At 70.6% G+C, this 22,247-nt stretch carries 26 protein-coding genes and 4 pseudogenes; 13 read left to right on the top strand and 17 right to left on the bottom strand.

Annotated elements, in window-relative coordinates; translation table 11 throughout:
* Window positions 1-11: 11 nt before the first annotated feature.
* A complete protein-coding gene (locus OG332_RS03275) occupies window positions 12-1,118 on the top strand; it encodes an MFS transporter (RefSeq protein ID WP_327411991.1) in 1,107 nt (368 codons plus the stop codon).
* On the opposite strand, the gene OG332_RS03270 is transcribed toward OG332_RS03275, so the two are convergent.
* Window positions 1,042-1,380, bottom strand: coding sequence for a hypothetical protein (locus tag OG332_RS03270; RefSeq protein WP_327411990.1), 339 nt, complete (start codon window positions 1,378-1,380; stop codon window positions 1,042-1,044). The two genes, OG332_RS03275 and OG332_RS03270, sit on opposite strands and share 77 nt — an antisense overlap.
* A gap of 101 nt (window positions 1,381-1,481) precedes the next feature.
* Between OG332_RS03270 and OG332_RS03265 the strand changes: the two genes are divergently transcribed.
* Complete coding sequence (locus OG332_RS03265) at window positions 1,482-1,922, top strand: hypothetical protein (RefSeq protein ID WP_327411989.1); 441 nt, start codon at window positions 1,482-1,484, stop codon at window positions 1,920-1,922.
* Between the two features lie 44 nt (window positions 1,923-1,966).
* On the opposite strand, the gene OG332_RS03260 is transcribed toward OG332_RS03265, so the two are convergent.
* From OG332_RS03260 to OG332_RS03250, 3 genes are all read right to left on the bottom strand, one after another.
* Window positions 1,967-2,749: an alpha/beta fold hydrolase gene (locus tag OG332_RS03260; protein ID WP_327411988.1), complete on the bottom strand. Its 783-nt coding sequence runs from the start codon at window positions 2,747-2,749 to the stop codon at window positions 1,967-1,969.
* Window positions 2,750-2,955: 206 nt separating this feature from the next.
* Window positions 2,956-4,752, bottom strand: coding sequence for a serine/threonine-protein kinase (locus OG332_RS03255; protein ID WP_327411987.1), 1,797 nt, complete (start codon window positions 4,750-4,752; stop codon window positions 2,956-2,958).
* 216 nt (window positions 4,753-4,968) lie between these two features.
* A complete protein-coding gene (locus OG332_RS03250) occupies window positions 4,969-5,628 on the bottom strand; it encodes a ScbR family autoregulator-binding transcription factor (protein ID WP_327411986.1) in 660 nt (219 codons plus the stop codon).
* A gap of 276 nt (window positions 5,629-5,904) precedes the next feature.
* On the opposite strand from OG332_RS03250, the gene OG332_RS03245 reads away from it, so the two are divergent.
* Both OG332_RS03245 and OG332_RS03240 read left to right on the top strand, forming a co-directional pair.
* Window positions 5,905-7,104, top strand: coding sequence for an epoxide hydrolase family protein (locus tag OG332_RS03245; protein ID WP_327411985.1), 1,200 nt, complete (start codon window positions 5,905-5,907; stop codon window positions 7,102-7,104).
* Between the two features lie 74 nt (window positions 7,105-7,178).
* Window positions 7,179-7,685, top strand: coding sequence for a DinB family protein (locus tag OG332_RS03240; protein ID WP_327411984.1), 507 nt, complete (start codon window positions 7,179-7,181; stop codon window positions 7,683-7,685).
* A 107-nt stretch (window positions 7,686-7,792) separates the two neighbouring features.
* On the opposite strand, the gene OG332_RS03235 is transcribed toward OG332_RS03240, so the two are convergent.
* A complete protein-coding gene (locus OG332_RS03235; RefSeq protein WP_327411983.1) occupies window positions 7,793-8,341 on the bottom strand; it encodes a flavoprotein in 549 nt (182 codons plus the stop codon).
* Window positions 8,342-8,399: 58 nt separating this feature from the next.
* Between OG332_RS03235 and OG332_RS03230 the strand changes: the two are divergent.
* A pseudogene (locus OG332_RS03230) lies at window positions 8,400-8,582 on the top strand (SgcJ/EcaC family oxidoreductase); the annotation flags it as partial.
* A gap of 70 nt (window positions 8,583-8,652) precedes the next feature.
* Here OG332_RS03230 and OG332_RS03225 read toward each other — a convergent pair.
* Both OG332_RS03225 and OG332_RS03220 read right to left on the bottom strand, forming a co-directional pair.
* Window positions 8,653-8,922: a hypothetical protein gene (locus OG332_RS03225; protein ID WP_327411981.1), complete on the bottom strand. Its 270-nt coding sequence runs from the start codon at window positions 8,920-8,922 to the stop codon at window positions 8,653-8,655.
* On the bottom strand, window positions 8,923-9,150 hold the full coding sequence (locus OG332_RS03220; RefSeq protein ID WP_327411980.1) for a pyridoxamine 5'-phosphate oxidase family protein: 228 nt from the start codon (window positions 9,148-9,150) through the stop codon (window positions 8,923-8,925).
* 171 nt (window positions 9,151-9,321) lie between these two features.
* Here OG332_RS03220 and OG332_RS03215 point away from each other — a divergent pair, with 171 nt between their 5' ends.
* Entirely contained in the window at window positions 9,322-10,218 is an 897-nt protein-coding gene (locus OG332_RS03215) for a hypothetical protein (protein WP_327411979.1), read from the top strand.
* A 37-nt stretch (window positions 10,219-10,255) separates the two neighbouring features.
* Here the strand turns inward: OG332_RS03215 and OG332_RS03210 are convergent, their stop codons facing one another.
* The 3 genes and pseudogenes from OG332_RS03210 to OG332_RS03200 all read right to left on the bottom strand — a co-directional run bounded on the left by OG332_RS03210 (window position 10,256) and on the right by OG332_RS03200 (window position 12,889).
* Complete coding sequence (locus OG332_RS03210) at window positions 10,256-11,314, bottom strand: vWA domain-containing protein (protein ID WP_327419092.1); 1,059 nt, start codon at window positions 11,312-11,314, stop codon at window positions 10,256-10,258.
* 128 nt (window positions 11,315-11,442) lie between these two features.
* A pseudogene (locus OG332_RS03205) lies at window positions 11,443-12,259 on the bottom strand (IS5 family transposase).
* A 45-nt stretch (window positions 12,260-12,304) separates the two neighbouring features.
* A complete protein-coding gene (locus OG332_RS03200) occupies window positions 12,305-12,889 on the bottom strand; it encodes a DinB family protein (protein ID WP_327411978.1) in 585 nt (194 codons plus the stop codon).
* A gap of 5 nt (window positions 12,890-12,894) precedes the next feature.
* Here OG332_RS03200 and OG332_RS03195 point away from each other — a divergent pair, with 5 nt between their 5' ends.
* The 3 genes from OG332_RS03195 (at window position 12,895) to OG332_RS03185 (ending at window position 14,401) form a co-directional block, all read left to right on the top strand.
* Entirely contained in the window at window positions 12,895-13,023 is a 129-nt protein-coding gene (locus OG332_RS03195) for a hypothetical protein (RefSeq protein WP_327411977.1), read from the top strand.
* A 23-nt stretch (window positions 13,024-13,046) separates the two neighbouring features.
* On the top strand, window positions 13,047-13,739 hold the full coding sequence (locus OG332_RS03190; RefSeq protein WP_327411976.1) for a DUF6882 domain-containing protein: 693 nt from the start codon (window positions 13,047-13,049) through the stop codon (window positions 13,737-13,739).
* 149 nt (window positions 13,740-13,888) lie between these two features.
* Complete coding sequence (locus OG332_RS03185; RefSeq protein ID WP_327411975.1) at window positions 13,889-14,401, top strand: hypothetical protein; 513 nt, start codon at window positions 13,889-13,891, stop codon at window positions 14,399-14,401.
* Here the strand turns inward: OG332_RS03185 and OG332_RS03180 are convergent.
* The 5 genes and pseudogenes from OG332_RS03180 to OG332_RS03160 all read right to left on the bottom strand — a co-directional run bounded on the left by OG332_RS03180 (window position 14,398) and on the right by OG332_RS03160 (window position 18,017).
* Window positions 14,398-15,588 (bottom strand): PP2C family protein-serine/threonine phosphatase, encoded by a 1,191-nt coding sequence (locus tag OG332_RS03180; protein WP_327411974.1) that lies wholly within the window; start codon window positions 15,586-15,588, stop codon window positions 14,398-14,400. The two genes, OG332_RS03185 and OG332_RS03180, sit on opposite strands and share 4 nt — an antisense overlap.
* 224 nt (window positions 15,589-15,812) lie before the next feature.
* Complete coding sequence (locus OG332_RS03175) at window positions 15,813-16,055, bottom strand: hypothetical protein (RefSeq protein WP_327411973.1); 243 nt, start codon at window positions 16,053-16,055, stop codon at window positions 15,813-15,815.
* Window positions 16,056-16,401: 346 nt separating this feature from the next.
* The gene (locus tag OG332_RS03170) at window positions 16,402-16,971 is read right to left on the bottom strand and encodes a hypothetical protein (protein WP_327411972.1); all 570 of its coding nucleotides are present in this window, start codon (window positions 16,969-16,971) and stop codon (window positions 16,402-16,404) included.
* Window positions 16,972-17,276: 305 nt separating this feature from the next.
* Window positions 17,277-17,582 (bottom strand): annotated as a pseudogene (locus tag OG332_RS47760) (DUF1963 domain-containing protein); the annotation flags it as partial.
* A 159-nt stretch (window positions 17,583-17,741) separates the two neighbouring features.
* Window positions 17,742-18,017: a DUF6355 family natural product biosynthesis protein gene (locus tag OG332_RS03160; protein WP_327411970.1), complete on the bottom strand. Its 276-nt coding sequence runs from the start codon at window positions 18,015-18,017 to the stop codon at window positions 17,742-17,744.
* A 198-nt stretch (window positions 18,018-18,215) separates the two neighbouring features.
* Between OG332_RS03160 and OG332_RS03155 the strand changes: the two genes are divergently transcribed.
* Window positions 18,216-18,452, top strand: a complete 237-nt coding sequence (locus OG332_RS03155) for a hypothetical protein (RefSeq protein ID WP_327411969.1) — start codon at window positions 18,216-18,218, stop codon at window positions 18,450-18,452.
* 26 nt (window positions 18,453-18,478) lie between these two features.
* Here OG332_RS03155 and OG332_RS03150 read toward each other — a convergent pair whose 3' ends face one another.
* The gene (locus OG332_RS03150) at window positions 18,479-18,865 is read right to left on the bottom strand and encodes a C40 family peptidase (protein ID WP_327411968.1); all 387 of its coding nucleotides are present in this window, start codon (window positions 18,863-18,865) and stop codon (window positions 18,479-18,481) included.
* Between the two features lie 471 nt (window positions 18,866-19,336).
* Between OG332_RS03150 and OG332_RS03145 the strand changes: the two genes are divergently transcribed.
* Window positions 19,337-20,665 (top strand): MFS transporter, encoded by a 1,329-nt coding sequence (locus OG332_RS03145; protein ID WP_327411967.1) that lies wholly within the window; start codon window positions 19,337-19,339, stop codon window positions 20,663-20,665.
* Window positions 20,662-20,988: an anhydro-N-acetylmuramic acid kinase gene (locus OG332_RS03140; protein ID WP_442816099.1), complete on the top strand. Its 327-nt coding sequence runs from the start codon at window positions 20,662-20,664 to the stop codon at window positions 20,986-20,988. The genes OG332_RS03145 and OG332_RS03140 overlap by 4 nt, the downstream gene beginning before the upstream one ends.
* A 70-nt stretch (window positions 20,989-21,058) precedes the next feature.
* Here OG332_RS03140 and OG332_RS03135 read toward each other — a convergent pair.
* Window positions 21,059-21,540 (bottom strand): annotated as a pseudogene (locus OG332_RS03135) (aromatic-ring hydroxylase C-terminal domain-containing protein); the annotation flags it as partial.
* 81 nt (window positions 21,541-21,621) lie between these two features.
* Between OG332_RS03135 and OG332_RS03130 the strand changes: the two are divergent.
* Complete coding sequence (locus OG332_RS03130) at window positions 21,622-22,176, top strand: YbaK/EbsC family protein (RefSeq protein ID WP_327411966.1); 555 nt, start codon at window positions 21,622-21,624, stop codon at window positions 22,174-22,176.
* The last annotated feature ends 71 nt before the right edge of the window (window positions 22,177-22,247 follow it).

Raw genomic sequence — 22,247 nt, 5'->3', positions numbered from 1 at the left:
TCGTCTAAACCGTGGGCAGCGGCCTGTTTCTGACCGCTGGGGTGCTGTACTTCACGGAAGCGATTCACCTTCCGGCAGGCCAGGTTGGGCTCCGACTCGGCATCGCCGGTCTCGTCGCTCTGGCCCTGGGCGTCGCGGTCGGCCATCTCGCGGACAGATACGGAGCACGCGGCGTCTACACCGCCACCCTTGTCGTCCAGGCACTGGCCACGGCCGGCTTCGTGCTGGCGGACGGCTTCTGGCCGTTCGTTCTCGCGGTCACCGCGGCTGCCGGAGCCAAGGCGGCCGGAACAGCCGCACGCAGTCCGCTCATCAGGCACTACGGAGGCGACCGGCCGCAGGAGTTCCGCGCCTATCTCCGTGCGGTGACCAATGTCGGCATCTCCCTCGGTGCCGTGGGAGCGGGCTTGGTCGTTCAGGTGGGTACGCTCACCGCCTATCAGCTCATGGTCATCGGCAACGCGATCGCCTTCGCGGTCTCCGCGGCGCTCCTCATCTCCCTGCCGCCGGTCACGCCCCTCGCCACCACCGGCGGCCCTCGCTGGATCGCTCTCACGGACCGGCCCTACCTGCTGCTCACCGCACTCGACGGGATCATGGCCATCCAGTTCAAGGTTCTCACCGTGGCCATCCCGCTCTGGCTGATCGGAGCCACTACCGCCCCGCACTGGCTCATCTCGGGCACCATGCTCACCTGCATCCTCATCGTCGTCGCGTTCCAGGTACGAGCCAGCCGCAACGTCGTTTCCCCCGAGACCGGCGGGAACGCCTACCGCCGAGCAGGCGTGGCATTCGCTGTGCATCACCTGGGGCCGCCCCGGGTGGTACGTCGTGGGAGCCCTGTTCGCGCTGACGGGTCTGGCAGCACCGCCCGCTGTCCGCTGGGTACAACGCACCCAGCGTGCCGAGCAGGCACACACTGCCTCGATGAAAAGGGCACAAGCCGCCTGAACGGGCCGAGCCCGCTGTGCGGGATTGGCGTTGCCGAAAACCGGCGTTGCCCGGACGACTCCCGGTGGCCGGCTCTCGGCCGACGACAGCTCACCCGGCGCGGAAGTAGAAGAGGAGGAACACCAGCGGCACCGCGATGGCCACCGCACCGAGCAAGACCCCGATGAGCGCCCGGACCGGACCCGGTACCCCCTCGCGCCGCGAACGCCACACGTCGGGAAGGCCCCAGACGACCGCGCAGATCCCAAGAGGGAGGATGAGGTAGAGGGGGAAGAAGCGGATCAAGGGCGGGAGCGCCTCCGGCAGGAACGGGCAGCCGATCGCCGCGACCCCGGCGATGCCCAGGAGCAGCGATCCCGTGCCTGTGGACTGCGATTCTGCCTGGCCTGCCTGGTCTGCCGGTTCAACGGCCTGCTTCGTGGAACTCATGGAAGCAGGCTAAGCGGGAGGCGGCCAGCACCGCCCGGGGACGGCTACTCAGACTCCCGTGAGTATCCGGGCCCGGATGTCAGAGCCATCAGAATGGCGGCATGAGGACTGAAGAAGACACCCCACTCGCTGACCGCGTTCTGCTCATCGAGAGCCGTGCCGACGAGTCCGCTCTCGCCGTCCTCGGGCAAGGGCTTCCCCGGCTCTCCACGAACGAGGAGGCGCTCTTCCTTTCCTACAACTACGCCGACGTGCCGGTTGGCAGAAGCTTCGGCTGCTGCTTCCGAGCCTCCGACGCCAGCGATGTCGTTTCGGTGACCGCGACGGTCGTCGCGGTCACCCAGCAGTTCGGAATCGGGTGGGACGTGATTCCTCACGGCTGGAAGACGCTGGCCGTGTTGAGGTTCGAGCCCGCGCCGCCCGCACTGATCCGCGATCTTCCGGAGGCCGCTGGGTGGTTCGACCAGCGGGTCTCCGTCCACGTCTCGGACCGGGACGCCTGGGCAGCACGAGCCGTGACGGAGCTGGGCCACGGGAACTGACGGCAGCGTGGCCTACGCGGCAGAGGTCTTGCCTCCGGCGCGCGTCACGGCCGGCCTCGCTCGACGCGGTGGACGAGTGTGGCGATGTGCGTGGCGAGCTCGGACCACAACTGCTGCGGAAGGTTGTGGCCCATGCCCTCCAGGATCACCAGCTCGGCACCCGGGACGGCGGCAGCCGTGGCCCGCGCGCCACTGACATCGCACACGACGTCGGAGTCGCCGTGCATCACCAGCGTGGGGACCCGCAACGCCCGCAGCCGCTCGGTGCGGTCGCCCGTCGCGACGACGGCGAGGCCTTGGCGCTGCATGCCCAGGGCGTCGTACCCACGGTCGAAGACGCGTCCGGCCCGCTCGGCCGCAGCGGCCGCATCGAACGCGAACCTCGGTGACGCGGCGAGGCGCAGGGCGCGCACCTGCCAGTCGACGAAGGCCTCCCGGTCCCCGGGCGGCCCTCCCAGCTCGGCGAAGACCGAGAAATCGGCTTCGCCCACACCGGGTTCACCCGTCGTGGACATCATCGACGTGAGCGAGCGCACCCGCTCCGGATGCTCGATCGCGGCCATCTGGGCGATCAGCCCGCCCATCGAGGAGCCGACGAGGTGGGCGTCGGCGAGGCCGAGCGCGTCGAGCAGGCCGACGGTGTCGGCGGCCATGTCGAAGAGCGTGTAGGACGCCGTGGACAGGTCACCGGCCAGGGCCGCCGCGAAATCCGGCACGGGTGCGTCCGAGAAGTGCGTCGACCGTCCGGTGTCACGCGTGTCGAACCGGATCACCTGCAGGCCGCGGTCCACCAGGGCCTGGCAGAACCCCTCGGGCCAACTGATCATCTGTGCGCCGGCTCCCGTGATCAGCAGGGCCGGTGGTGCACCGGGCGCACCGAAACGTTCGTAGGCGATCTCGATTCCGGACGGCCGACGTTCCGCGCTTTCAGTTCTGGCATGGCAGAAACGCTGGTCGCCGCAGGATCCCTGAAGTGAAAGGGGGAAGGACCGCTGTCCGGCGGCCAACCGAACACCGCCGTCCCTCCCCCCGGTCAGCTGCCCGAGCGGGAGCCGATCGCGTTGCGCCAGACCGTCACGTCCAGGGTCAAGTACTTGCTGGGCGATCCCTCCGGCGAGAAGCCCTGCACCGTCACGAGCCCCATGTGTCCGGTGCCCGTGGTGACGCAGATCTGGCGTCCCTTCGAGATCTTGTTCAGGTAGATGTTCTTGGCGAACCGCGTTTCGGCGCGGCAGGTGGCGAGGGACCCCTCCTGGCCGGGGTCCAGCAGGACCATGTTCCCGTCCGAGGTCTCCGCGTCGAGGTATGCGCCGGTGTCGTAGGAGAGTTCGTACCCGCCGTCCTCGCCCTGCTGGGGCCGGACGTCGTCGTCACCGAGGGTCAGGTGGTAGCCGGCCGTGAGGTTGATGCCCTTGTGCTCCGTGGGCGTCGGATCGGCCTTGGCGCCCGGCTTGGCGTCGCCCGACGCGCCTCCGCCGCTCTTGTCCTTGCCCTGAGACGATCCGCTGCCCTGCGTCTGCTGCTGGTTCTCCTTGAGCGCGGAGTACGCCACGACGCCACCGACCGCGACCACCACTGCGGCCACGACGGCGATCGCGCCCCGCCGGCTCTGGCTCCTCGGGGGCTGGGCCGCCGGGTGCCCGGGCCATCCCGGGTACGGCTGCTGCGGACCCTGTGGCTGCGGGACCCGCGGCGGCTGCGCCGGGAACTGGGTCGGGGCGTAGTGGTGGGCCTGCGCGTGCGCAGGCGAGGGTGTGGCCGCAGGTGGGGGCGTCGGATACGGCTGCTGGGGCTGCGGCGGCCCGTACCCCGGGGGCGGGGTGGCCGGGGCCACCGGGGCGGTGGGCGAGTACGCCGCCACGGTCGGGGCCGACGACGGCGGCGGCGGCGGGGTCTGAACCGGGGCGGGCGCGGCCGCGCGTACGGTGATGTCGGCGGCGACCGGGGCGGGCAGCCAGTCCTCGGGGCGGCGCAGTACGGTCTCCGCGTTCGCCGCCTGGCAGAGCGCGATGACCTCGGCGACGGACGGACGGGCCTCGGGGTCCTTGGCCAGGCAGCGCGTGACCAGTTCGGTCAGCCGCTCCGGGATCCCGCTGAGGTCAGGCTCCTCGTGGACGATCCTGTAGAGCACGCCGTGCGAGGTGCCCTCGCCGAACGCCGGGGCTCCGGTGCACGCGTACGCGGCGACCTGGCCGAGGGCGAAGATGTCGGTGGCCGGGGTCACCCTGCGTCCTGCGGCCTGTTCCGGAGCCATGAACGAAGGCGTGCCGATGGTCACCCCGCTGCCGGTGAGCGAGGTCGCGTCGGCGGCGTAGGCGATGCCGAAGTCGATGACGCGGGGCCCGTCGGCGGCGAGCAGCACGTTGGACGGCTTGAGGTCGCGGTGCACGATGCCCGCGCCGTGGATGACGTGCAGGGCCTCGGCCATGCCGGCGATCAGCAGCAGCACGGCGTCGACGGGCAGTGCCCCGTGTTCGACCACCGCGTCGGCGAGCGAGGGGCCCGGCACGTACGCGGTGGCCAGCCAGGGCTGCGCGGCGTTGGTGTCCGCGTCGATGACGGGAGCGGTGAACAGGCCCTGCACCCGCTGCGCGGACTGCACTTCCTGGGTGAACCGACGGCGGAACTCGGCGTCCTCGCCGAACTCGGGGCGGATCACCTTGATGGCGACCGGCCGCCCGCCGGGGGTGTACGACAGGTACACCTTGCCCATGCCGCCCGCTCCGAGCTTGGCGGCCAGCCGGTATCCGGCGATGGTGGTCGGGTCGTCTCCCGCCAGTGGCTGGAAGACCTGGGGGGATCCGTCCCGGCCCGGCTGCTGACCACTCATCAACTCATGTCTCCCACGCAGATCTCTCCTGACGACCGGCACCCTACCCAACGAAGCGGCCGGGTCTCGCAGCGGCGGTCGGGCCCCCCGCGGAACCGCTTCGGGGTTCGAGTGGCGGGACCACCTGGGTGACAGCTGCGGGCAGGGCGGCCTCGGCCACGCCGTGGCGAGCACCCCCGTGGTTCGCCACGGCGTGTGCGAGGCCGTCCTACTGGGTCAGTCGGTGGGGGGCGGTGAGGCGGGCAGGGAAGTGCCGGGCCGGGGAGTGCCGGTGGGGTGGAAGCGGGCGATGCGTTGTGGGGGGACGATGGTGGGGAGGAGGAAATTCCACAGATCGGTGACGCGCGCGTGCAGGTCTTCGCGGCGGGTGCGGACGTACGAGGTGACCTGGATGCCGGTGAAGGATGCGACGAGGAGGGCGGAGAGGGCCCGGACGTCGAGCGCGGCGTGTATGTCGCCGCTTTGCTGAGCCGGTGTCAGGCACCCGCGGCAGGTGGCGATCCAGGTGTCGTAGGGGGTGGGGTCGGGGTGGGTGAAGGAGCCGAACTCGACGACCAGGCGGATGGCGGCGCGGATGCGGACGTTGGTGCGCAACCCGTGCGCCATCTGGTGGGTGAGGTCGATGACGGTCTGCAGGCCCGGGTTCTCGATGGTGGGGACGTGCTCGGCGACCTGGAACTGCTCGTTCATCAGGGTGCGGGCGAGGGCTTCCTTGGACGGGAAGTGGAAGTACAGGGCGCCTTTGGTGACTCCGGCGTGCTTGACGACGTCACTGAGGCTGGTGCCTTCGAAGCCGCCGAGGTCGAAGGCCGTGGCCGCGCCGTCGAGAATGGCTTGGCGGGTGATCTCGGCCCGTTCCTGTCTGGCCCTCGCCACGTGCTCGTCCCCCAGGTCGCTGTTTTTGAACGGTTTTCGCTGCGGTGTGTCGTCAATGTAAGCGGGCCGCCCGAAAGAAAACCAGTCGACAGGTACTTGTTTCGCGAGGCGGGGGAGCGGTTCGGGGAGTTGTGAGGTTTTTGCGTTGTCGCTTCTTGCCGGACGAGAGGGATGTGGGTGCAACGGTCGTCCACTGCAGGTGTGTTGACGCCACAGGCATCGCCCTCCGTGCCACCGCCCTCACCGCCAGAGGGCCGGCTGTCTAGCATGCGGACCATGAGTGATCTTGGCGAAGGGCTGCGCGGGTTCCGACTCGATGTGGGACAGGGAGAGCTGGACGACCTCGGCGAGCGGCTGGGGCGGGTGCGGTGGCCGGACGAGCTGCCCGGGGCGGGGTGGGCGTACGGGATTCCGCTCGAGCGGGTGCGGGAGCTCGTCGCGTACTGGCGCGACGGGTACGACTGGCGGGCGGCGCAGGCGCGGCTGAACGAGTGGCCGCAGTTCACCACGGTCATCGACGGGGCACGGGTGCATTGCGCGCACCTGCGCTCGCCCGAGCCGGACGCGACGCCGTTGCTGATGACCCACGGCTGGCCGGGGTCGTTCGTCGAGTTCCAGCGGGTGGCCGGTCCGTTGACCGATCCGCGGGCGCACGGCGGGGACCCGGCCGACGCCTTCCACCTCGTGCTGCCGAGCATCCCCGGGTTCGGCCTCTCGGGGCCGACGACCGAGGCGGGCTGGGAGTTCAAGCGGGTGGCGCGGGCCTTCGGCGTGCTGATGGAACGGCTGGGGTACGGGTCCTACGGGGTGCAGGGCGGCGACTGGGGAGCCGCGATCTCGCGGGAGCTCGGGCGCATCCATCCGGACCGTGTGATCGGGGTGCACCTGAACCTGCTGCCCGGGGGCGGCGCCACCGCCGAGCCTCGGCCCGAAGAGCTGGCCGCGCTTCCTGCCGCCGAGCGGGAGCGGACCATGGCTTCCTGGGAGCGGTACCAGACCTGGGCGCGTGAGCGGCAGGGGTACGCCGACATCCAGGCGACCCGGCCGCAGACCCTCGCGTACGCGCTGAACGATTCACCGGTCGGGCTGCTCGCCTGGATCGCCGAGAAGTTCGACGAGTGGAGCGATCCCGGCTGCCCGGTCGACCGGGACCAGCTGCTCACCAACGTGATGCTGTACTGGCTGACCGGTACGGCCGGCAGCGCTGCCCGGATCTACTACGAGCGGGCCCACGCCGACTATGCCGGGCAGCCGCCCGAGGTGTCGCACACCCCGACCGCACTCGCCGACTTCCCCCGGGACAACTTCATCCCGCTGCGGCACGTCGCCGCGCGCACCGACACCATCGTGCGCTGGACCTCGTACGACCGGGGCGGCCACTTCCCCGCGATGGAGGTACCCGAGCTGCTGGTGGGAGATGTACGCGCCTTCTTCCAGCAACTCCGACAACTCCGACAACTCCGGCAGGACGGCTGACCGGAGAGCCGGACCGGCGTCCGGCATGTGGAATAGCGGTGGGCCGCGCCCGGGCCGACTGTGATGATCACCCGGTGATCGACGAGCAGAGGACACGGCCCGTACTGGCGGGCGACGAACGCGCCACCCTGACCAGCGTCCTGCAGTGGCAGCGGGACACCCTGATGATGAAGTGCGCCGGCCTGAGCGAGGAGCAACTGAGGGCGAAGGCGGTGGCCCCGTCGGGGCTGAGCCTGCTGGGGCTGGTGCGTCACCTCGCGGAGGTCGAGCGCGGCTGGTTCCGCAACGTCCTCGGTGGTGAGGACGTACGCGGCTACTTCCCGAAGAACGAGGCCGGGGAACGGACGGAGTTCCACGTCGAGGACGCGGACGTGGCCCGGTCGTTCAGGATCTGGGAAGAGACCTGCGAGCGGTCGCGGGCGATCGTGGACGCCGCCGAGTCCCTGGATGTGACGGGGCACTTCGGCGACCAGGCCTACTCGCTGCACTACATCCTGACCCACATGATCGAGGAGTACGCCCGCCACAACGGGCATGCGGACCTGCTGCGCGAGGCGATCGACGGGACGACGGGGGAGTAGCCGCCCCGATCCCTGCCCGGCCGCCGTCCCGGCGTCCCGACGCGCCGAAATGCCGGCATGCCCCCACAACCCCACGCCGCTGCGGCCGGGTGGCCGCGTCCGCCCGGCTAGGGCCGGACGGTGGCGATGCGGTCCACCGCGTCCAGGGCCGCCGGCCAGGGGAAGTGGGGCGGGGCGTCGGGGCCGGCCGGACCGGGGACGAAGCCGTTCTCCCCGTAGAGGAGTTCGACTCCGGCGCTGCGCAGGGTGGCCAGGGAGGTGTCGAACTGGGGGTGGGCGGCGAGTGCGGTGTTGGTGCAGGGCATGGCGACCGTGGGGGTGTTCTTGCCCATGGCTTCGGCGGCGACGCCGACGACGAAGCGGTCGGTGAGGCCCAGGGCCCAGGCGTTGATGGTGTTGAACGTGGCCGGGGCGAAGAGGAGGGCGTCGGCGGAGGGCCATACGTCGGCCTCGCCCGGGAACTTGTACTGCCAGCGCACCGGGTGGCCGGTGAGCGCGGCGAGTCCGTCCAGGCTTTCCGAGACCCAGTGTGCGGCGGTGGGGGTCAGTCCCAGGCATACGTCCCAGCCGCGGGTCTGGGCGTCTTCGATGACGTGGGCGACGTCGAAGACGGGCGGGGCGGCTGAACAGAGCAGGTAGAGGGTCTTCGTGGTCATGGGGCAATATGATCATATGCTTGACCTCAAGTATGGTTGAGGGAGCGCGATCAGGCCCATGGGCATCGAACAGGCGGCCGGAGCCGCTTCCATCCTGGCGATCGAAGAGGTCGTCGCCATGGTCGAGCGCACGCAGCGGGCCAAGGATGCCGAGGGCTTCCCGGCCCTGTTCCGTCCGGATGCGCTGTGGACGACGGCGCACGGGAAGGTCCTCATCGGTTTCGAGGAGATCGGACGCTGGCTGCTGACCGCCTGCCAGAACACCCAGGTGGTGGCGGACCCGGCCTGAGTCCTTCCGCCGGTGCCGCGCCTCAGGAGCGCGTGCGCTCGTCGCGCCGGCGGACGAGCTCCTCGACCGCGCTCGGGAGGGTCGTCTCGAAGTCGATCGGCTTCGCCCACGTCGGGGTCACGGCGATCCGGACCATGCCGTCGTAGAGCGAGCGGACCTCGGCCTCCCACACGACCCGCTGCTCGGGCGTCATCGTGTACGTGCCGTTCGCCTGGAAGAACTCGTCCGGGATGCCCTCGACGACGTCCAGCTCGGCCCGTCCGCGGATGAGCAGGATCTTCGGCGGGTGCACCTACGTGTCGATCGTCAGGGCGACCGCAGGGTTGTGGCGCAGGGCCGGCAGCTTCGGGGCGTTCTTCGGTGTGCACATCACGATTTCCGGGCCGTTCCACGCGAAGGCGATCGGAACGGCCCGGGGTGTGCCGTCCTTGGCGACGTAGGCCAGGCGGGTCAGATCGCGGGCCAGGAGTTCCCGGCTGATCGGATGGTTCAGAATCTCGCTGATCTCGTTCGGCTGCACGGTCGAATCCAGCTTCCAGTGATCGTCGGCCAGAACCGCCCAGACCGGGATGTTCCATGAGTTTTCACTGGGTATGGGGCGGGAGCGGCAAAGACATCCCCCGGATGTGCCGCTCTGCCACGTGACCGGCCGGTGCGTGCCGAAACGCCGCTGGTGGGGGACAGTGGTGCTGTGGTCGACGTAGACGCGGTGGCAGCCGAGCTGTACGGGCTCAGGCCGGAGGAGTTCACGGCCGCCCGGGACGCACACGTGGCCGAGGCGCGCACGGCGGGGGAGCGGGCCGAGGCGAAGCGCATCGCTGCCCTGCGCAAGCCCACGCTCGCCGTCTGGGCCGCGAATCTGCTCGCCCGCTCCGACGCCGACCAGGCCCGGCGCCTGCTGGAGCTGGGCCAGGAGCTGCGCGAGGCACACCGGACCCTGGCGGGGGAGGACCTGCGCAAGCTGTCGCACCAGCAGCACGTGGTGATCGCGGCGATGGCCCACGAAGCACGGCGCCTGGCCGGCGACGCGGGGCAGGCGGTCTCCGAGGCGGTCCAGCGCGAGGTCGAGCAGATCCTCCGCACCGTCCTCGCCGACCCCGACGCCGCCGAAACCTGGGCACGGGGCGTGCTGGCGAAGGCCCCGCCCCAGGTCGTGGGCTTCGACGAGCTGGCACCCGTACGCGTACCCGGAGCGGTAGCGCCACAGCCACAGCCGTCGTCACCGGGGCGACGGAAAGCCGAGAAGGCCGATGCGCGGGTCGCGGAGGCGCAAGAGCGGGCGCGCGTCGAGGCCGAGCGGACGGACCGGGAGGCGGAGCGGGCCGAGGAGGCGCTCGCCCGGGCGGAGGCTGATCGGGAGCAGGCCCGCGCCGGGCTCGGCGGGCTCGACGAGCAGATCGCGAACCTCCAGGAGCAGCTGGAGCGGGCCCAGCAGGAGCGCGACCGCCTTGGCGATGCCGCGGAGGCCGCCGACCACCGCCACCAGCAGGCCGCCCAGGAAGCGAAGGCTGCGCGAGCAGCAGCCCGGAAGGCCCAACGCGCCCTCGAAGCGCATGAGGGCACGACGTCGAGGGCGCGGCGCCGCTGAGATCATCCTTGGGTTGTTCACCGGCTCCGATGGGAATTCAGAGCATGATGAGCAGGCGCGTCTTCGGCTTGAGCTTCCGGTTCACCGAACGACTCTGCACGTACACCTCCAACTGGGGATTGTGCCCCGACTTCACGGAGACGGTCCCCTGAATGCCCGTGCCGAATAGCAGGCTGCGTGCCGCATTCCCGGTATATGCGCGGTCGGTGTCCTTCTCGACCACGATGACTTCCTTGTCGGGCTGAACCTGAACCCGGGTGCCCAGCTGGTAGTAGCACGACCCGCGTTCGTACGCCACGCCGGGATGAGAATCGACAAAGGCCCGAATTCCGACCTCCGTATCGACCTTCAGGAGCCGGTACTTGTCGGCCGGGACCGGTTCGAGGTTCGCCCGCACATCGTCGACCGATATGTCCTGGCCGACCGCGAAGAGGTTCTTGGTACCGCGCACGCCCTTCTCGCGGCCCCGCAGGAAGCTGGTGGCGGCAGCGCGCACGGTGCCTATCGCCTCCTCGACACCCTCCTGGGAGTCCGCGTCCCAGATGGCGATGTTTCCGGCCGGGAAGCCGTAGTTCTGGGCGGTCCGCTTGGCCAGCGAGTTCGGAACGAGGATCGCGGAAGTCCAGTGGCCCGGGAGCGCACCCATCTTCGCCGCGATCTTGTCGAGCCAGGGGCCGAGGATGGCCATGTCCCCGTCGTGCCGCCTGTCGCCGCCGGAGGCGTTCTCCTCGCCGTCCGTCACCACGATCTGGAGGAAACTGTGCTCCCCGTATTCCTCCCAGATGTGACCCAGGTCGTCCAGGGACTTCAGAGAGGCTTCGATGAGGGCCGTAGCGCCATTGTTCACCTTGTACAGGCCCTGCATGGACGGCAGGTGCTTCACGTCCATGTCCCAGACCAGGTTCTCCACCCTGTGGTCGAAGGAGTAGAGGCTGATCCGGGTCTCATGGCCGAGGCTGTCCGACTCGGCTTTCAGGCCTGCTACGAACTCGTCCACGACACGGATGAGTTGACTCTGGTGCTGATGCATGGAACCTGAACAGTCCACTACCAGCGCGACGTGATTCACCTTGTGCTGGATCTTATTGGCAGACATGCTTCCGCTCCCCCTCCGAGGCTCCCCGAGTGATGTCTCCACACTATGGGGAGGCACTGACAATGGAGCGTGACGGACAATCACCCACCTGCCCCCGAGGCCGCGCCGGAAAGGACTTGGAGGGTGTCTCACGTGGCAAGTTTCGCGAGCTTCTTGTAGCAGGTCAGGGCGGCGGCCAGGCCGAGGAAGGCGAGGAAGTGCGAGCCCTTTCGTTCGTATCGGACGGTGAGGTGGCGGTAGCCGAAGAGTCAGGCGATCGACCGTTCGATCTTCCAGCGGTGCCGACCGAGGCGTTCGCCGGACTCGATGCCGGGCCGCGCGATGCGCGCGACGAGCCCGCGCTCGCGCAGCCAGGCCAGGTGTTCGGCGGAGAAGTACGCCTTGTCCGCGCGGAGTTTGACGGGTCGGCGCCGCCGTGGTCCCCGGCGGGACCGGACGGCGGGTATGCCGCGGATGAGCGGCTTGAGGGCGAGGCTGTCGTGCATGTTCGCGCCGGATACGGCGACGGCGAGCGGGATGCCCTGGGCATCGGACAGCACGTGCAGCTTGCTGCCCTTCTTGCCGCGATCGACCTGGTTCGGCCCGGTCGGCGATCCCCCCTTTCGGCGCGAACGGAGGCCGCGTCGACGATCGCCGAGGTCCAGTCCACCTCGCCCCGGGCCCCGAGTTCGTCCAGCACCGCCCGGTGCAGCCGACGCCACAGGCCGGCCTCGGTCCATACCGTGAAGCGGCGATGCGCGGTGGCGGGCGACGTGCCGAACGTCGGCGGCAGATGCAGCCAGGAACAGCCGCTGGTCAGCGCGTACACCACTGCCGTGACACGGCCCGCCCGTCACACGGAGCGGTCCCACCACCTTGCGGACGAGCAGCGCACGACGGCAGCAACGGGGCGGCCGGCTCCCAGAGTTCATCAGGAACCAGACGCTTCGATAGATCAGCACCCACGACCGGCATCATGCCGCACGAACATCAAGTCACGTGAGACGACCTCTAAGCCTTGATCGGTGCGGCCGACCTGGCGGCCTGCTCGATCTTCGCGCAGTAGGCCGCACGGGCTTCCTCGTCGATCTGCTTCTCGTGTTCGGCGCGCAACCCGGTCCGGCCGTCGAGGCCCTCGCGCAGGATATCGGCGTGCCCGGCATGGCGGATGGACTCGCCGAGGACATGGACCATGACGGCGAACAGGTTCGTGTCGGTATAAGGCTCCGGCCACCACGGCACGTGGCCGGGGGCGTCGAGGGGAAGCTCGTTGATCGTCGCGTCCGAGTGTTCCCACGTGCGCCGGTAGAACCCGATGATCTGATCGCGGGTCTCGTCCTCGGCCGCCCACAGATCGCTGCCGTCGGAGTCCTGCCACCGGGGCAGCGGTTCCGGGGAAGGGCGGTCGAAGACCTCGCCGAAGTACCTGGCCTCGACGGTGGCCACGTGTTTGACCAGGCCGAGGAGGTTGGTTCCGGTCGCTGTCAAAGGCCGGCGGGCGTCGTATTCGGACAAGCCGTCGAGTTTCCAGAGCAGCGCCTCGCGGTCCCGCCGCAGTCTCCCGTACAGGTTGTCTTTCGCGAATTCATCGATCATGCGGCATGAGTCTGCCATGGGCTGCTTGTGGCCTCAAGATCCCGTACGTGGTCCGCAACGGCTGTCCGAGCCGAGGCCTGGCCATGGCCGCCGCCCTGACCTGCTACAAGAAGCTCGCGAAACTTGCCACGTGAGACAACCGCTTAGGGTCGTGGGCATGATCATGATGAATCGGTTCAGTGACGCGTTCCTCCTGGAGGCAGAACGTCATGCGGCCTGGGGCGCCGCCCAACTCCAGGCGCTCACCGCGTACATGCCGCAGGGGCCCTGGACGGCGGACCTCGAGGCCTGTCGCTACCGGCAGGGCGGTCTTGAGCTGCGGGTCGCCGTGCTGGGCACGTACGACGTGCAGGACCGGTCCTGGATGTGGGGCTGGGCCAACCCAGGACTGCGCGGCGGCGACGTGGTGGCTTTGACCGGCGCGATCGAGCGCTACGGAAGGAAGCACGGGATCGCCGAGTTCACCGAGGAGACCCTCGACCTGTCCGGTTTCGAGGATCCCCGGCGGGCGGCGGAGACGCTGGCCTTCGCGGGCATGGGTGTGGCCGAGGCGCCCGGGTACCTGGGCCTCCCGGCGGGACCGGACAGCCTGGTCTACTTCCTGCCGGACGACCCGCAGGTTCCGAGGGCCGGCCTCGACGCGGTCGCGCTGCCGCGGGAACTCCTGACCGGGGCGGGCCTGATCGGCCGTTCGGCCCGACGGGTGGTCACCGGCTACCTGGAATACCACGGCCTGCCCCTGAGAGAGGACGGCGACCGGATTCTCGCCGATCTTCCCGGTGGCCGTGTGGCGGAGATCGAGTTCGATCACGCGGACCGCATCGCCGCCGTACGCCTGACCGCCGTCTGAGAACGGCCTGAAGGCGGGATCGGGGACCTTCGCGGGGCGAGGCTGATCGGGTGAGGGGCAAACGGCCCCTCCACACCAACCGTTGACCTGACCAGGTCTGCCCGCGACGCTCAGGAATCGTTCTCTCCGTCGTCAGAAAGGCACCCGCCATGATCTACAAGGCACTGGGCGGTGACGGCGCCGCGGCCACCGTCGTGACCGCTGCCGGTGACGCGCGGCCGGGCCCGGCAGTCGAGCTCCACGACCCCCTGGAACTCCTCGTCCCCGACACCGAGGACGACTACCGGCTGACGGTCGACCCCGACACCGGACACCTCGGGTTCACCTCCACCACCGAGGCACCGTACGCGATCCTCAAAGCGGACCCCTACCTCGGCGCCCGGCGCAAGCAGACGATTCCCGACCCCGCGTTCGTCGTGGCCCACCACGGAGGCCCCGCGATCCTCGAACGCACCGCGAGCGTCCTCGGCTGCGACCACCGGCAGTTGCGCCACTCCTGGGACTCCCTGCGCAGCCAGGGCAACATGACCTCCGTCTCCGTCCTCGACGTCCTGGCGCGGACCCTCGACGACCCCGACGGACCGCGCCCCGGCGAGGAGGGGCTCATGCTCGCCATCGGCCCCGGTGTCACCGTCGAGGCGGCACGCCTGCGGCGAACCTAGCCGGTGGCCCCGTGGGACGTCCGGGGGCGGAGGCGGGCGGCGAGAACGGCGACGTCGTCTTCGGCCTGCTGGGCGTCGAGTCCGCTGCAGACCGCGTCCACCACGTCCGAGACTCCCGCTCCGGCGGTCATGCGGAGCGCGGCGAGCCGGGCCAGGGAGGTGTCGATGTCCTCGCCGCGGCGCTCGACCAGGCCGTCCGTGTAGAGAACGATCGTCTGATCGGCCGTGATGGGCAGGGCAACGGCCTCGTATCCGCCGATGCCCGTGCCCAGCGGAGGGCCGACGGGGACCTTCAGCAGCCCGCCCGGGCCGTCACCCGTGAAGACGGCCGGCGGCAGATGCCCGGCGCTCGCGTACACGGCCGTACCGCGGGCAGGATCGACGCGGACGAGGAGGCAGGTCGCGGGGCGGCGGCTGTCGTCCGCGGCGGACAGCGCGTCCAGCTGGCGCAGGACGCGGTGCGGGGCGAGATCGGTGGAGGCCACGTCGCGCAGCAGCGAGCGGTAGGCGTTCATGTCGACGGCGGCTTCCAGGCCGTGGCCCATGACGTCTCCTACCACCAGCAGGGTCCGGCCGAAGTGCAGCCGCACGGTCTCGAACCAGTCGCCGCCGACGAGGGCGCTCGCTCCGACCGGCAGGTAGCGGCTGGCGACCTCCAGGTTCGGGTGCGGCCGGCCCGGTTCGGCCACCAGGGCGCGCTGGAGATCGAGTGCGATCTTCTCGGTCGCCGCCTGGCGCCGGGCGTGGCCGACGTGCATGCACGCGAGCCGTGCCGCGAAGTGCAGCGTCGCCGTCTCGTGGTCGCTGAAGCCGCCGTGTGCCCGGGCCGCGAGGAGCCGTCCGTAGAGCTCGCCCCGGCCGATCAGCGGCACGGAGATGAGCTGCACGGGCCCTTCCGTGCCCCGGCCGGTGTACGCGTGTACGGGATGCCCCTCGTCCAGTGCCCGGACCGCGGGGCTGATCTCGGTGGCGGGGCCGTCCAGGAGATCCGTGGCGCCGGCCGCGGCCACGCGTTCGTTCCTGGCGCCGTGGCCGATCAGCTCCACAGCCGCGGCGTCGCACGGGGTCCGGAACACGAACCCCGCGAGCTCCCGCCAGGTCTCCCGCTCGACGAAGGACGTGCCGACCTGTTCGAGTGCCTCTTCCATCGCGCGCAGGCGTGCCTCCAAGCCATCCGATTCCGGCACGATGCCTCCATAACCCCTGATCCGCCCCAGGGAGCCCGACGAGGAGGGCATTCCATCAGCCCCGTCCGTTCCGGTGACGAACGCGGGGCGTGGCCTTGACCCGATCGAGGCCACACCGACCTGTCTGGGGGTGCCGGCTCGCACCTCGGGCGGAAGGACTCTGGTCGGCGTGGCCGGAGCGGCGGCGGAAAGGACCGTGAGGACGGCGTGCATCCGCGGCCCGATCACACCGCGTCAGGCGCCGTCCTCCTCGCGACGACAGGAGCGGCCTGCGCCTGCGCACAGCTGCTCCGGACGCCGGGCCCGGCCGTCGGGGCGCACCGGTCGACGGCGCAGTCGGTCTTGGCCGCCCGTGCACGCTGCCGCCGCACGTGGCGTGCCCGCAAGACGGCGTACAGCGCGGCGGTGGCGACGGCGGCGGCGCACCAGGCGCCGAGGATCACGGCGATCGTGGTGAGGACGGCCACGAGTACTCCTCGGGTGGGAGAGGGGAGGGGGCAGCGACAGCCGCTGGCGGAGGCACGGGAGAACTCGCCCCGTCGCACCGTGTGTTCCTGTCGTCGCTGTGTGTATGCGCGCCGAGGGATGACGATACATCTGCGAGAGCCACCATGAACCGCCTTCGGGCAACGATCGTGCGCGGCGCCGCCGTTCTTGCCGACGAGGCCGAGCCCCGGGGAGCATCAGCCGGCGGCGGAGTGTCGAGTCGAGCCGGGCCGTGTGGTGCTCACCGTGAAGGACAAGTACCCCACGGGCGTGGACTTCACGCTGGCGAGCCCCACGGCCGGAGTGAGGGCGGGGCGGCGCGGGCCGTCACAGCGCCTCGTCGGCAGCTCTGTCCATGAAGGTTTGCAGCGCCGCCAGTTGCTGGTGCACCGCCTGCGCGAAGGCGGCGCCGGTCTTCTTCAGGTCGACGCCTTCGGGGCCGCCGACGTACTCGGCGGTCGCCAACTCTCCTACGCGAGTGGAGCGGGCGCTGATCTCTTCCAGGTCGCGCCTGCCCTCCGGTGTCGTCACGAGGCGCACCGTCGTGAGGGCACGCGCGAGGTCCGTGTTGGCCGGTGCGTATTTGTCCTCGAACTGACGCCGCCTCTCCTCCGGTGTCTTGGCGGGGTCGAGGCTCACGCTCAGCAGCTGGGTGGCCTGCTGCACGAACTTGTTCGTGCTCCCCGCGAGCTCCACGTAGGCGGCCCGCCGGATGTCAGCCCGTCGTGCCCCGGTCTCCTCGCGGTGCGTGTCCTTGGCCTCGAAGTAGGCGAGCGTGCTGCCCGTGAGGCCGGCCAGGGCGCCGATGAGTGCTCCCGCGAGCGCGGCGAAGGTGGTTCCCCGCTGCCTCGGCCGCTCGGCGCTCACGTTGCCGGCCTTGTCCTTCTTCTGCGTCATGCAGTACCCGTACCGCGGCCGGGCGAGCCCGGCACCTGCAACCACCTGGAGGCATGCATCGCGTCCCGCACCCCCGAGGCCTGTCAGCAGCACTGCCGGGTGAAGAGGGCCTCCTCGAAGCGGCCCGCCGCCAGTCGGCGGGGCGGATCAGCCGGTACAGGGTGCCTGCGTCGCCCCACATCAGGTCCGCCGCGCAGTCGGTGTCGAACTGCGCGAGCAGCACCCACTTGGCGGCCTCGTCGTCCAGCCGGGGGTCCTGCCGGGGGGCACCGGAGCCGAGCAGGGCGCGGGCGGGTGGCGGTGCCGGTGGGGAGGTACATGACCCGGGCGCCCGGTCGGCTCTCGGGGTCCTCGGGATGGACGAGAGGGTCGTCGCCGTCGAGGCGGCCGTCGAAGAGGAAGAAGAGGAGGGTTCCGGAGGCGGGCAGGCCGAGGCCGGCCTCGCCGGCCGCCGCGAGGACCGGGCAGTCGAGGGACGCGATGTGCGAGAGCGGACCGTTGCCCTCCCATACCGGCCACGGCGTGTCGACGGGCAGCTCCGGCAGCCCGCCGAGGCGCCCCGCCGCCGCTCCGTCACCGGCGTGCGCCAGGCGCAGGCCCGGGGCGAGCATGCCGACACCGACACCGACACCGACACCGACACCGACACCGACACCGACACCGACACCGACACCGACAGTGGCCGTGGCGGCCCGGCGCTGCGCCTGTACCGGGCGCGGTCCCACCGGACCCGTGTGCCCCCGCGTACGTCGGCGCAGCGCCCGCCCGGTTCAGCAGGTGCGTCCGGCGTACCGGGCGTTGCTCACCTTGCTGCGCGATCCGAGCCACGTCTTGCCGGGGGCCACGCACTTCTCGTAATTGGGTCCGAACACCTCGACCTCGATGATGACCCGGGAGCCGTCGTTCGTGCAGTGGTTGTAGTACGAATCGGAGCCCGTGGCGAAGTACCCGCACGGATCGGCGGTGGCCGGCGTGGCGGCGACCAGCCCGCCTGCGAGCATCAGGCCGGCGGACAACAGGGCGGTGGCGAGGCGGCGAATATGCACAGGAACTCCTCGGAATCCGGATACTGGAAACATTGCGATCACCCTAAGCACCACCCGCCTGGCCGAATCGATTCTCTGGTGTGCCGACACACCGGCCGAGTCACATCGGGAAGCGGTGGGATTCCGCCTGCGTCCACTCGGCGGTAGGCGCGCCGGCGAATCGGCGCCAAGGGGGCGTCGGCATGGAACGATCTCCGCATGACAGAAAGCTCGAGCCCGTACATCGCCACACCGCGGGTCACGGTGGGGGCGGTGCAGCCCGGCGATCCGCCTTTCAGGATCGTTGAGATCGACGGGGAGATGGTCCGTATGGCGGAGTCCATGACCGATGTGGTCCTGGCGGCCGCGGCCGAGGGGATCACCATCCACGACCTCGACGATCCGGACGCGGTCCGTTGGGTGGGCGGCGGGAAATTCCACTGGCGCCTGCACTAGGTGTTCCGCCCCCGCCGGGTGCCGGTTCAGGTGGCGCGTCCATAACGGACCTCTGTGCTCCAGATCCGCTCCAGACGCACGAAGGTGCCGGGGCGTGGAGCGTGCCAGATCCTGTCCTGGCCTGCGTAGATGCCGACGTGGGCCATGGTCGCGCCGCGGGGGAAGAAGACCAGGTCGCCGGTCGCGCGGTCGGACTTGGGGATGTGGCGGGTGTGCTCGTACTGCTGGTCGGCTGTGCGTGGAAGACGTTTGCCGGCCTTCTTGAAGGCGTAGAGGGTCAACCCTGAGCAGTCGAAGCGTTTGGGCCCGGTGGCGCCGTAGGCGTACGGCGAGCCCTGTTTGGAGGCCGCCACCTCGACGGCTCTGACGCCGTACGGTGCGGCCGCGTTGGCCGGGTCCGCGTGACCGGTCAAGGCGCCGGCCGTGAGGAGCAGTATGAAGAAGACGGCACTTGCTCTGGGGCAACAGCCCGTGAGGAGAAGGCCCTTGGGGGCCTTTCGGGAGTCGGTCCTGGAGCAGGACATCGTGACACCTCCGCAATCGGTTGGCAGTCGACAGTTCAGATCAGTGGTCTGGTCCCGTTCTCGGTGGCATGTGTCGTGGCTCGGCTCTGACGGCGGACCAGTTTTCTCCGACGTCCTGCGCCCAACGGCATCGGACACGGAGCTATTTGTCTCGAATTTTCATTCGATTCGAGATAATAGTTATGCATGACTTGCTCGAATTCACGTCTGACAGCCGGGAGCATTCATGCGGAGGCCGGCGGTGATCCCGATCAAATCCGTTTGATATCCGGGGCTTTCGGAACTCCGTTGCTGCCGCCGATGTGCTGAACCGTGCCGCCGCGAGGTATCGGGTCCGCGCGGAGCGGGCACCCAGCACGGGTGACCTCGACCGACCTGATCCCGGCGCCGCCCCGCCCCGCCGCCCGCCGGGCCCTGCTCGCCGGTTCGGCCGGCAACCTCGTCGAGTGGTACGAGTTCGGCGTCTACGGCTGCTTCGCCACCGTCATCGCGGCCAACTTCTTCACCCCGCACGCGGGCGCAGGAGCGGGGGCCGCGGGCGGTGCCGAGGCGCTGATCGCCACGTACGCCTCGTTCGCACTCGCCTTCTTCTTCCGCCCCGTCGGCGCCCTGCTCTTCGGGCGTCTCGGCGACCGTCTCGGCCGCCGCCCCACCCTCGTCCTCGTCATCGGCCTCATGACGCTCGCCACCACCCTGATCGGGCTCCTCCCCACGCGGGACACCGTCGGCGCGGCGGCCCCCTGGCTCCTCACGCTCCTGCGCGTACTCCAAGGCCTCTCCGCGGGCGGGGAGTTCGGTGGCGCCGTGTCCCTGATGACGGAGTACGCGCCGCCGGGCCGGCGAGGTCTCTACGGCGCGTGGCAGTCCTTCACCGTCGCCCTCGGCCTGCTGGCCGGCGCCGCTACGGCTGCCGGCCTGGCGGTGGTCCTGCCCGCCCAAGCCCTGTACGCGTGGGGGTGGCGGATCCCGTTCCTGCTGGCCCTGCCCCTCGGAATGGTCGCGCTGTGGCTGCGCACGGCGCTGGAGGAGCCGCCGGGGGCGCCCCCGGCCAAGGCCGGTTCCGGGGCCCGCGGCGGCGAAGTGCCGCCCGGCGGCCGGTTGCAGGCCCGTGCCGTCGTACTCGGCATCGGGCGGATCACGGGCTGGTCGGCGGCCGGCTACACGTTCCTCGTGGTCTTGCCGTCCCACCTCCAGTCCACGCTGGGAGCCTCCTTCCGGGACGCCCTGCTGGCCACCACGCTCGTCAACCTCGGGTTCGCCGCCTCGATCCTGCCCGCAGGGCTGCTCAGCGACCGGTTCGGGCGGCGCCCGGTCATGCTCGGCGGCGCGCTCGGGATCGTCGTACTCGCCCACCCCCTCCTGCGCCTCCTCCAGTCCCCCGGAACATCCGTGCAGGCGCGGGCAGTTGCCGTGCTGGCCGCGGGCGCGCTCGTCGGCCTGCTGGCCGGACCGGGGCCGGCCATGCTGGCCGAGATGTTCCCGCGGCGCGTGCGCTGCACCGGGCTCGGACTGGCCTACTCCCTGGCCAACGCGGTGTTCTCCGGCTGCGCCGGCCTCGTCATCACCGCATGGACCGCCAGGACGGGAGACACCGCCATCCCCGCCCACTACGCCGCGGGCGCCTGCGCCATCAGCCCACTCGCGCTGCTGACCCTGCGCGGGAACGACCACCGGGAGCCCCTGCGATGAGGGTGGTCGGCCTGATGTCGGGGACCTCGTACGACGCCATCGACGCCGCGGCCTGCGACCTTGAAGTCCGGGGCGGGGACGGCGCGCTGCACCTCACCCCGCTGGAACTCGGGCTGCCGGCCGCGGCGAAGGAGGCGTACGCGTTCGCGGTGCTGGGATACCTCACCCTGCACGGCCTCCCCGGCAACGTGCCCGGGTGCACCGGAGCCGCCGGCTCCCGCGTCCTCGGGTCGATCACCCCGGGCAGCCGCCCGCTCCGGCTGCCCACGGCGCCGACTCCTGCCCCCCGCTCCCTGTCCGTACGGGCCCCGGCGCGGCGCTGACACCGCGAGGCCCGTACGCCCGCTCTTCCGGCTCGCCCGTCCGGCCCGCCAGGTCGAACCAGTCGGCGGGGGCGCCGAACCACTCGGGCAGGCGGCCGCGCAGATCCTGCCGGTCGTCGCCGACCCGCACCACATGGCCGTCCGGCCGCAGCGGCACCGCGGACACGTCCCGTTCCTCGCCGGCGCCGACGACATCGGCCACGTGGTCGACCCGGTCCGCCCAGCCCTCCACCGAGAGCCGGCCGGTCTGGTCGAGCACCAGTCCGCGGCCGTCGCGCATCAACTCGTGGAGCCGGCCCCGCTTCAGGCTCACGTCCGCATCCGTCGGCCGAGCGGTGCGTGGCCCTCGCCGCAGTCGTAGCGGACATCGACCGCGAAGTCCATCAGCTTCGACAACAGCGTGAGCAGCACGCTCGCACCCGCATCGGTCCCCGGCAGCGTGATCTGCGCGCGGGTGTTGTCCAGCACGGCGGCGCCCACCGGGTGCCGTTCGGCGTGATGGCTGTCCAACAGCCCTTCCGGGGCCCAGCCGTTGACCTCGGTCGCCAGCTTCCGGCAGACCACGTCCACCTGGGCCAGCCGCACCTTTCTCTTTCCCCCTCAGCTGTCCAGGCATGGTGTTAACGTGCGGGCATGCGCGCTCCCATCGGGCCCTTCGACAACGCGGTGCCCGCTCCCGACTGCCTCGCGGATCTCGTCCAGCCCGTCGCCGATGCGGTCGGAGGCTGGACCGGGGACGTCCCGGCCGAGCAGATCCTTTACGTGGACACCGACCCGGCCATCGCCGACACTGGCGCCTTCGTCGCGCACTACGGGCAGGAGCTGCTCGGTCAGTCGGCGAACTGCGTGGTGGTCGCCGCCAAGCGCGGCGGCGCGACCACCCTCGCGGCCTGCCTCGTGCCCTCCGCCGGCCGGGTCGACGTGAACGGCGCCGTCCGGCGTCACCTGGGCGCGCGGAAGGTGTCCTTCGCGGCGATGGAGACGGCCGTGGAGCTGACGGGCATGGAGTACGGCGGCATCACCCCGCTGGGTCTGCCGGACGGCTGGCCGCTCCTGGTGGACCCGGTGGTCGCCGACATGCCGTACGTGCTCGTCGGCAGCGGACGCCGACGCGGCAAGCTCATCGCGCCCGGGAAACTGTTCGCGGAACTCCCCGGCGCCGAGCTCATCGAGGGCCTCGCACCCTGACGTTCCTCGCTCTGAGGGATCGCACGGAGCGGCACGTGAACGCGCGCACGGCCCGGCACCCTTGGGGGCCG

Origin of the sequence: Streptomyces sp. NBC_01233 (assembly GCF_035989305.1) — a bacterium.
Classification (GTDB): domain Bacteria; phylum Actinomycetota; class Actinomycetes; order Streptomycetales; family Streptomycetaceae; genus Streptomyces.
The sequence above is the reverse complement of the archived record's forward strand: the minus strand, read 5'-3'. Positions and strand labels throughout refer to the sequence as shown.

What these genes read in the sequence shown, in the direction of transcription:
- OG332_RS03235 (WP_327411983.1), bottom strand. Translation starts at nt 8,341, where the DNA reads ATGACCACGAAGACCCTCTACCTGCTCTGTTCAGCCGCCCCGCCCGTC.
- OG332_RS03270 (WP_327411990.1), bottom strand. Translation starts at nt 1,380, where the DNA reads ATGAGTTCCACGAAGCAGGCCGTTGAACCGGCAGACCAGGCAGGCCAG.
- OG332_RS03170 (WP_327411972.1), bottom strand. Translation starts at nt 16,971, where the DNA reads ATGACGCAGAAGAAGGACAAGGCCGGCAACGTGAGCGCCGAGCGGCCG.
- OG332_RS03130 (WP_327411966.1), top strand. Translation starts at nt 21,622, where the DNA reads ATGCGCGCTCCCATCGGGCCCTTCGACAACGCGGTGCCCGCTCCCGAC.
- OG332_RS03200 (WP_327411978.1), bottom strand. Translation starts at nt 12,889, where the DNA reads ATGATCGATGAATTCGCGAAAGACAACCTGTACGGGAGACTGCGGCGG.
- OG332_RS03260 (WP_327411988.1), bottom strand. Translation starts at nt 2,749, where the DNA reads ATGATCAGTTGGCCCGAGGGGTTCTGCCAGGCCCTGGTGGACCGCGGC.
- OG332_RS03185 (WP_327411975.1), top strand. Translation starts at nt 13,889, where the DNA reads ATGATCTACAAGGCACTGGGCGGTGACGGCGCCGCGGCCACCGTCGTG.
- OG332_RS03155 (WP_327411969.1), top strand. Translation starts at nt 18,216, where the DNA reads ATGACAGAAAGCTCGAGCCCGTACATCGCCACACCGCGGGTCACGGTG.
- OG332_RS03140 (WP_442816099.1), top strand. Translation starts at nt 20,662, where the DNA reads ATGAGGGTGGTCGGCCTGATGTCGGGGACCTCGTACGACGCCATCGAC.
- OG332_RS03255 (WP_327411987.1), bottom strand. Translation starts at nt 4,752, where the DNA reads ATGAGTGGTCAGCAGCCGGGCCGGGACGGATCCCCCCAGGTCTTCCAG.
- OG332_RS03245 (WP_327411985.1), top strand. Translation starts at nt 5,905, where the DNA reads ATGAGTGATCTTGGCGAAGGGCTGCGCGGGTTCCGACTCGATGTGGGA.
- OG332_RS03195 (WP_327411977.1), top strand. Translation starts at nt 12,895, where the DNA reads ATGAGTCTGCCATGGGCTGCTTGTGGCCTCAAGATCCCGTACGTGGTC.
- OG332_RS03190 (WP_327411976.1), top strand. Translation starts at nt 13,047, where the DNA reads ATGATCATGATGAATCGGTTCAGTGACGCGTTCCTCCTGGAGGCAGAA.
- OG332_RS03210 (WP_327419092.1), bottom strand. Translation starts at nt 11,314, where the DNA reads ATGTCTGCCAATAAGATCCAGCACAAGGTGAATCACGTCGCGCTGGTA.
- OG332_RS03265 (WP_327411989.1), top strand. Translation starts at nt 1,482, where the DNA reads ATGAGGACTGAAGAAGACACCCCACTCGCTGACCGCGTTCTGCTCATC.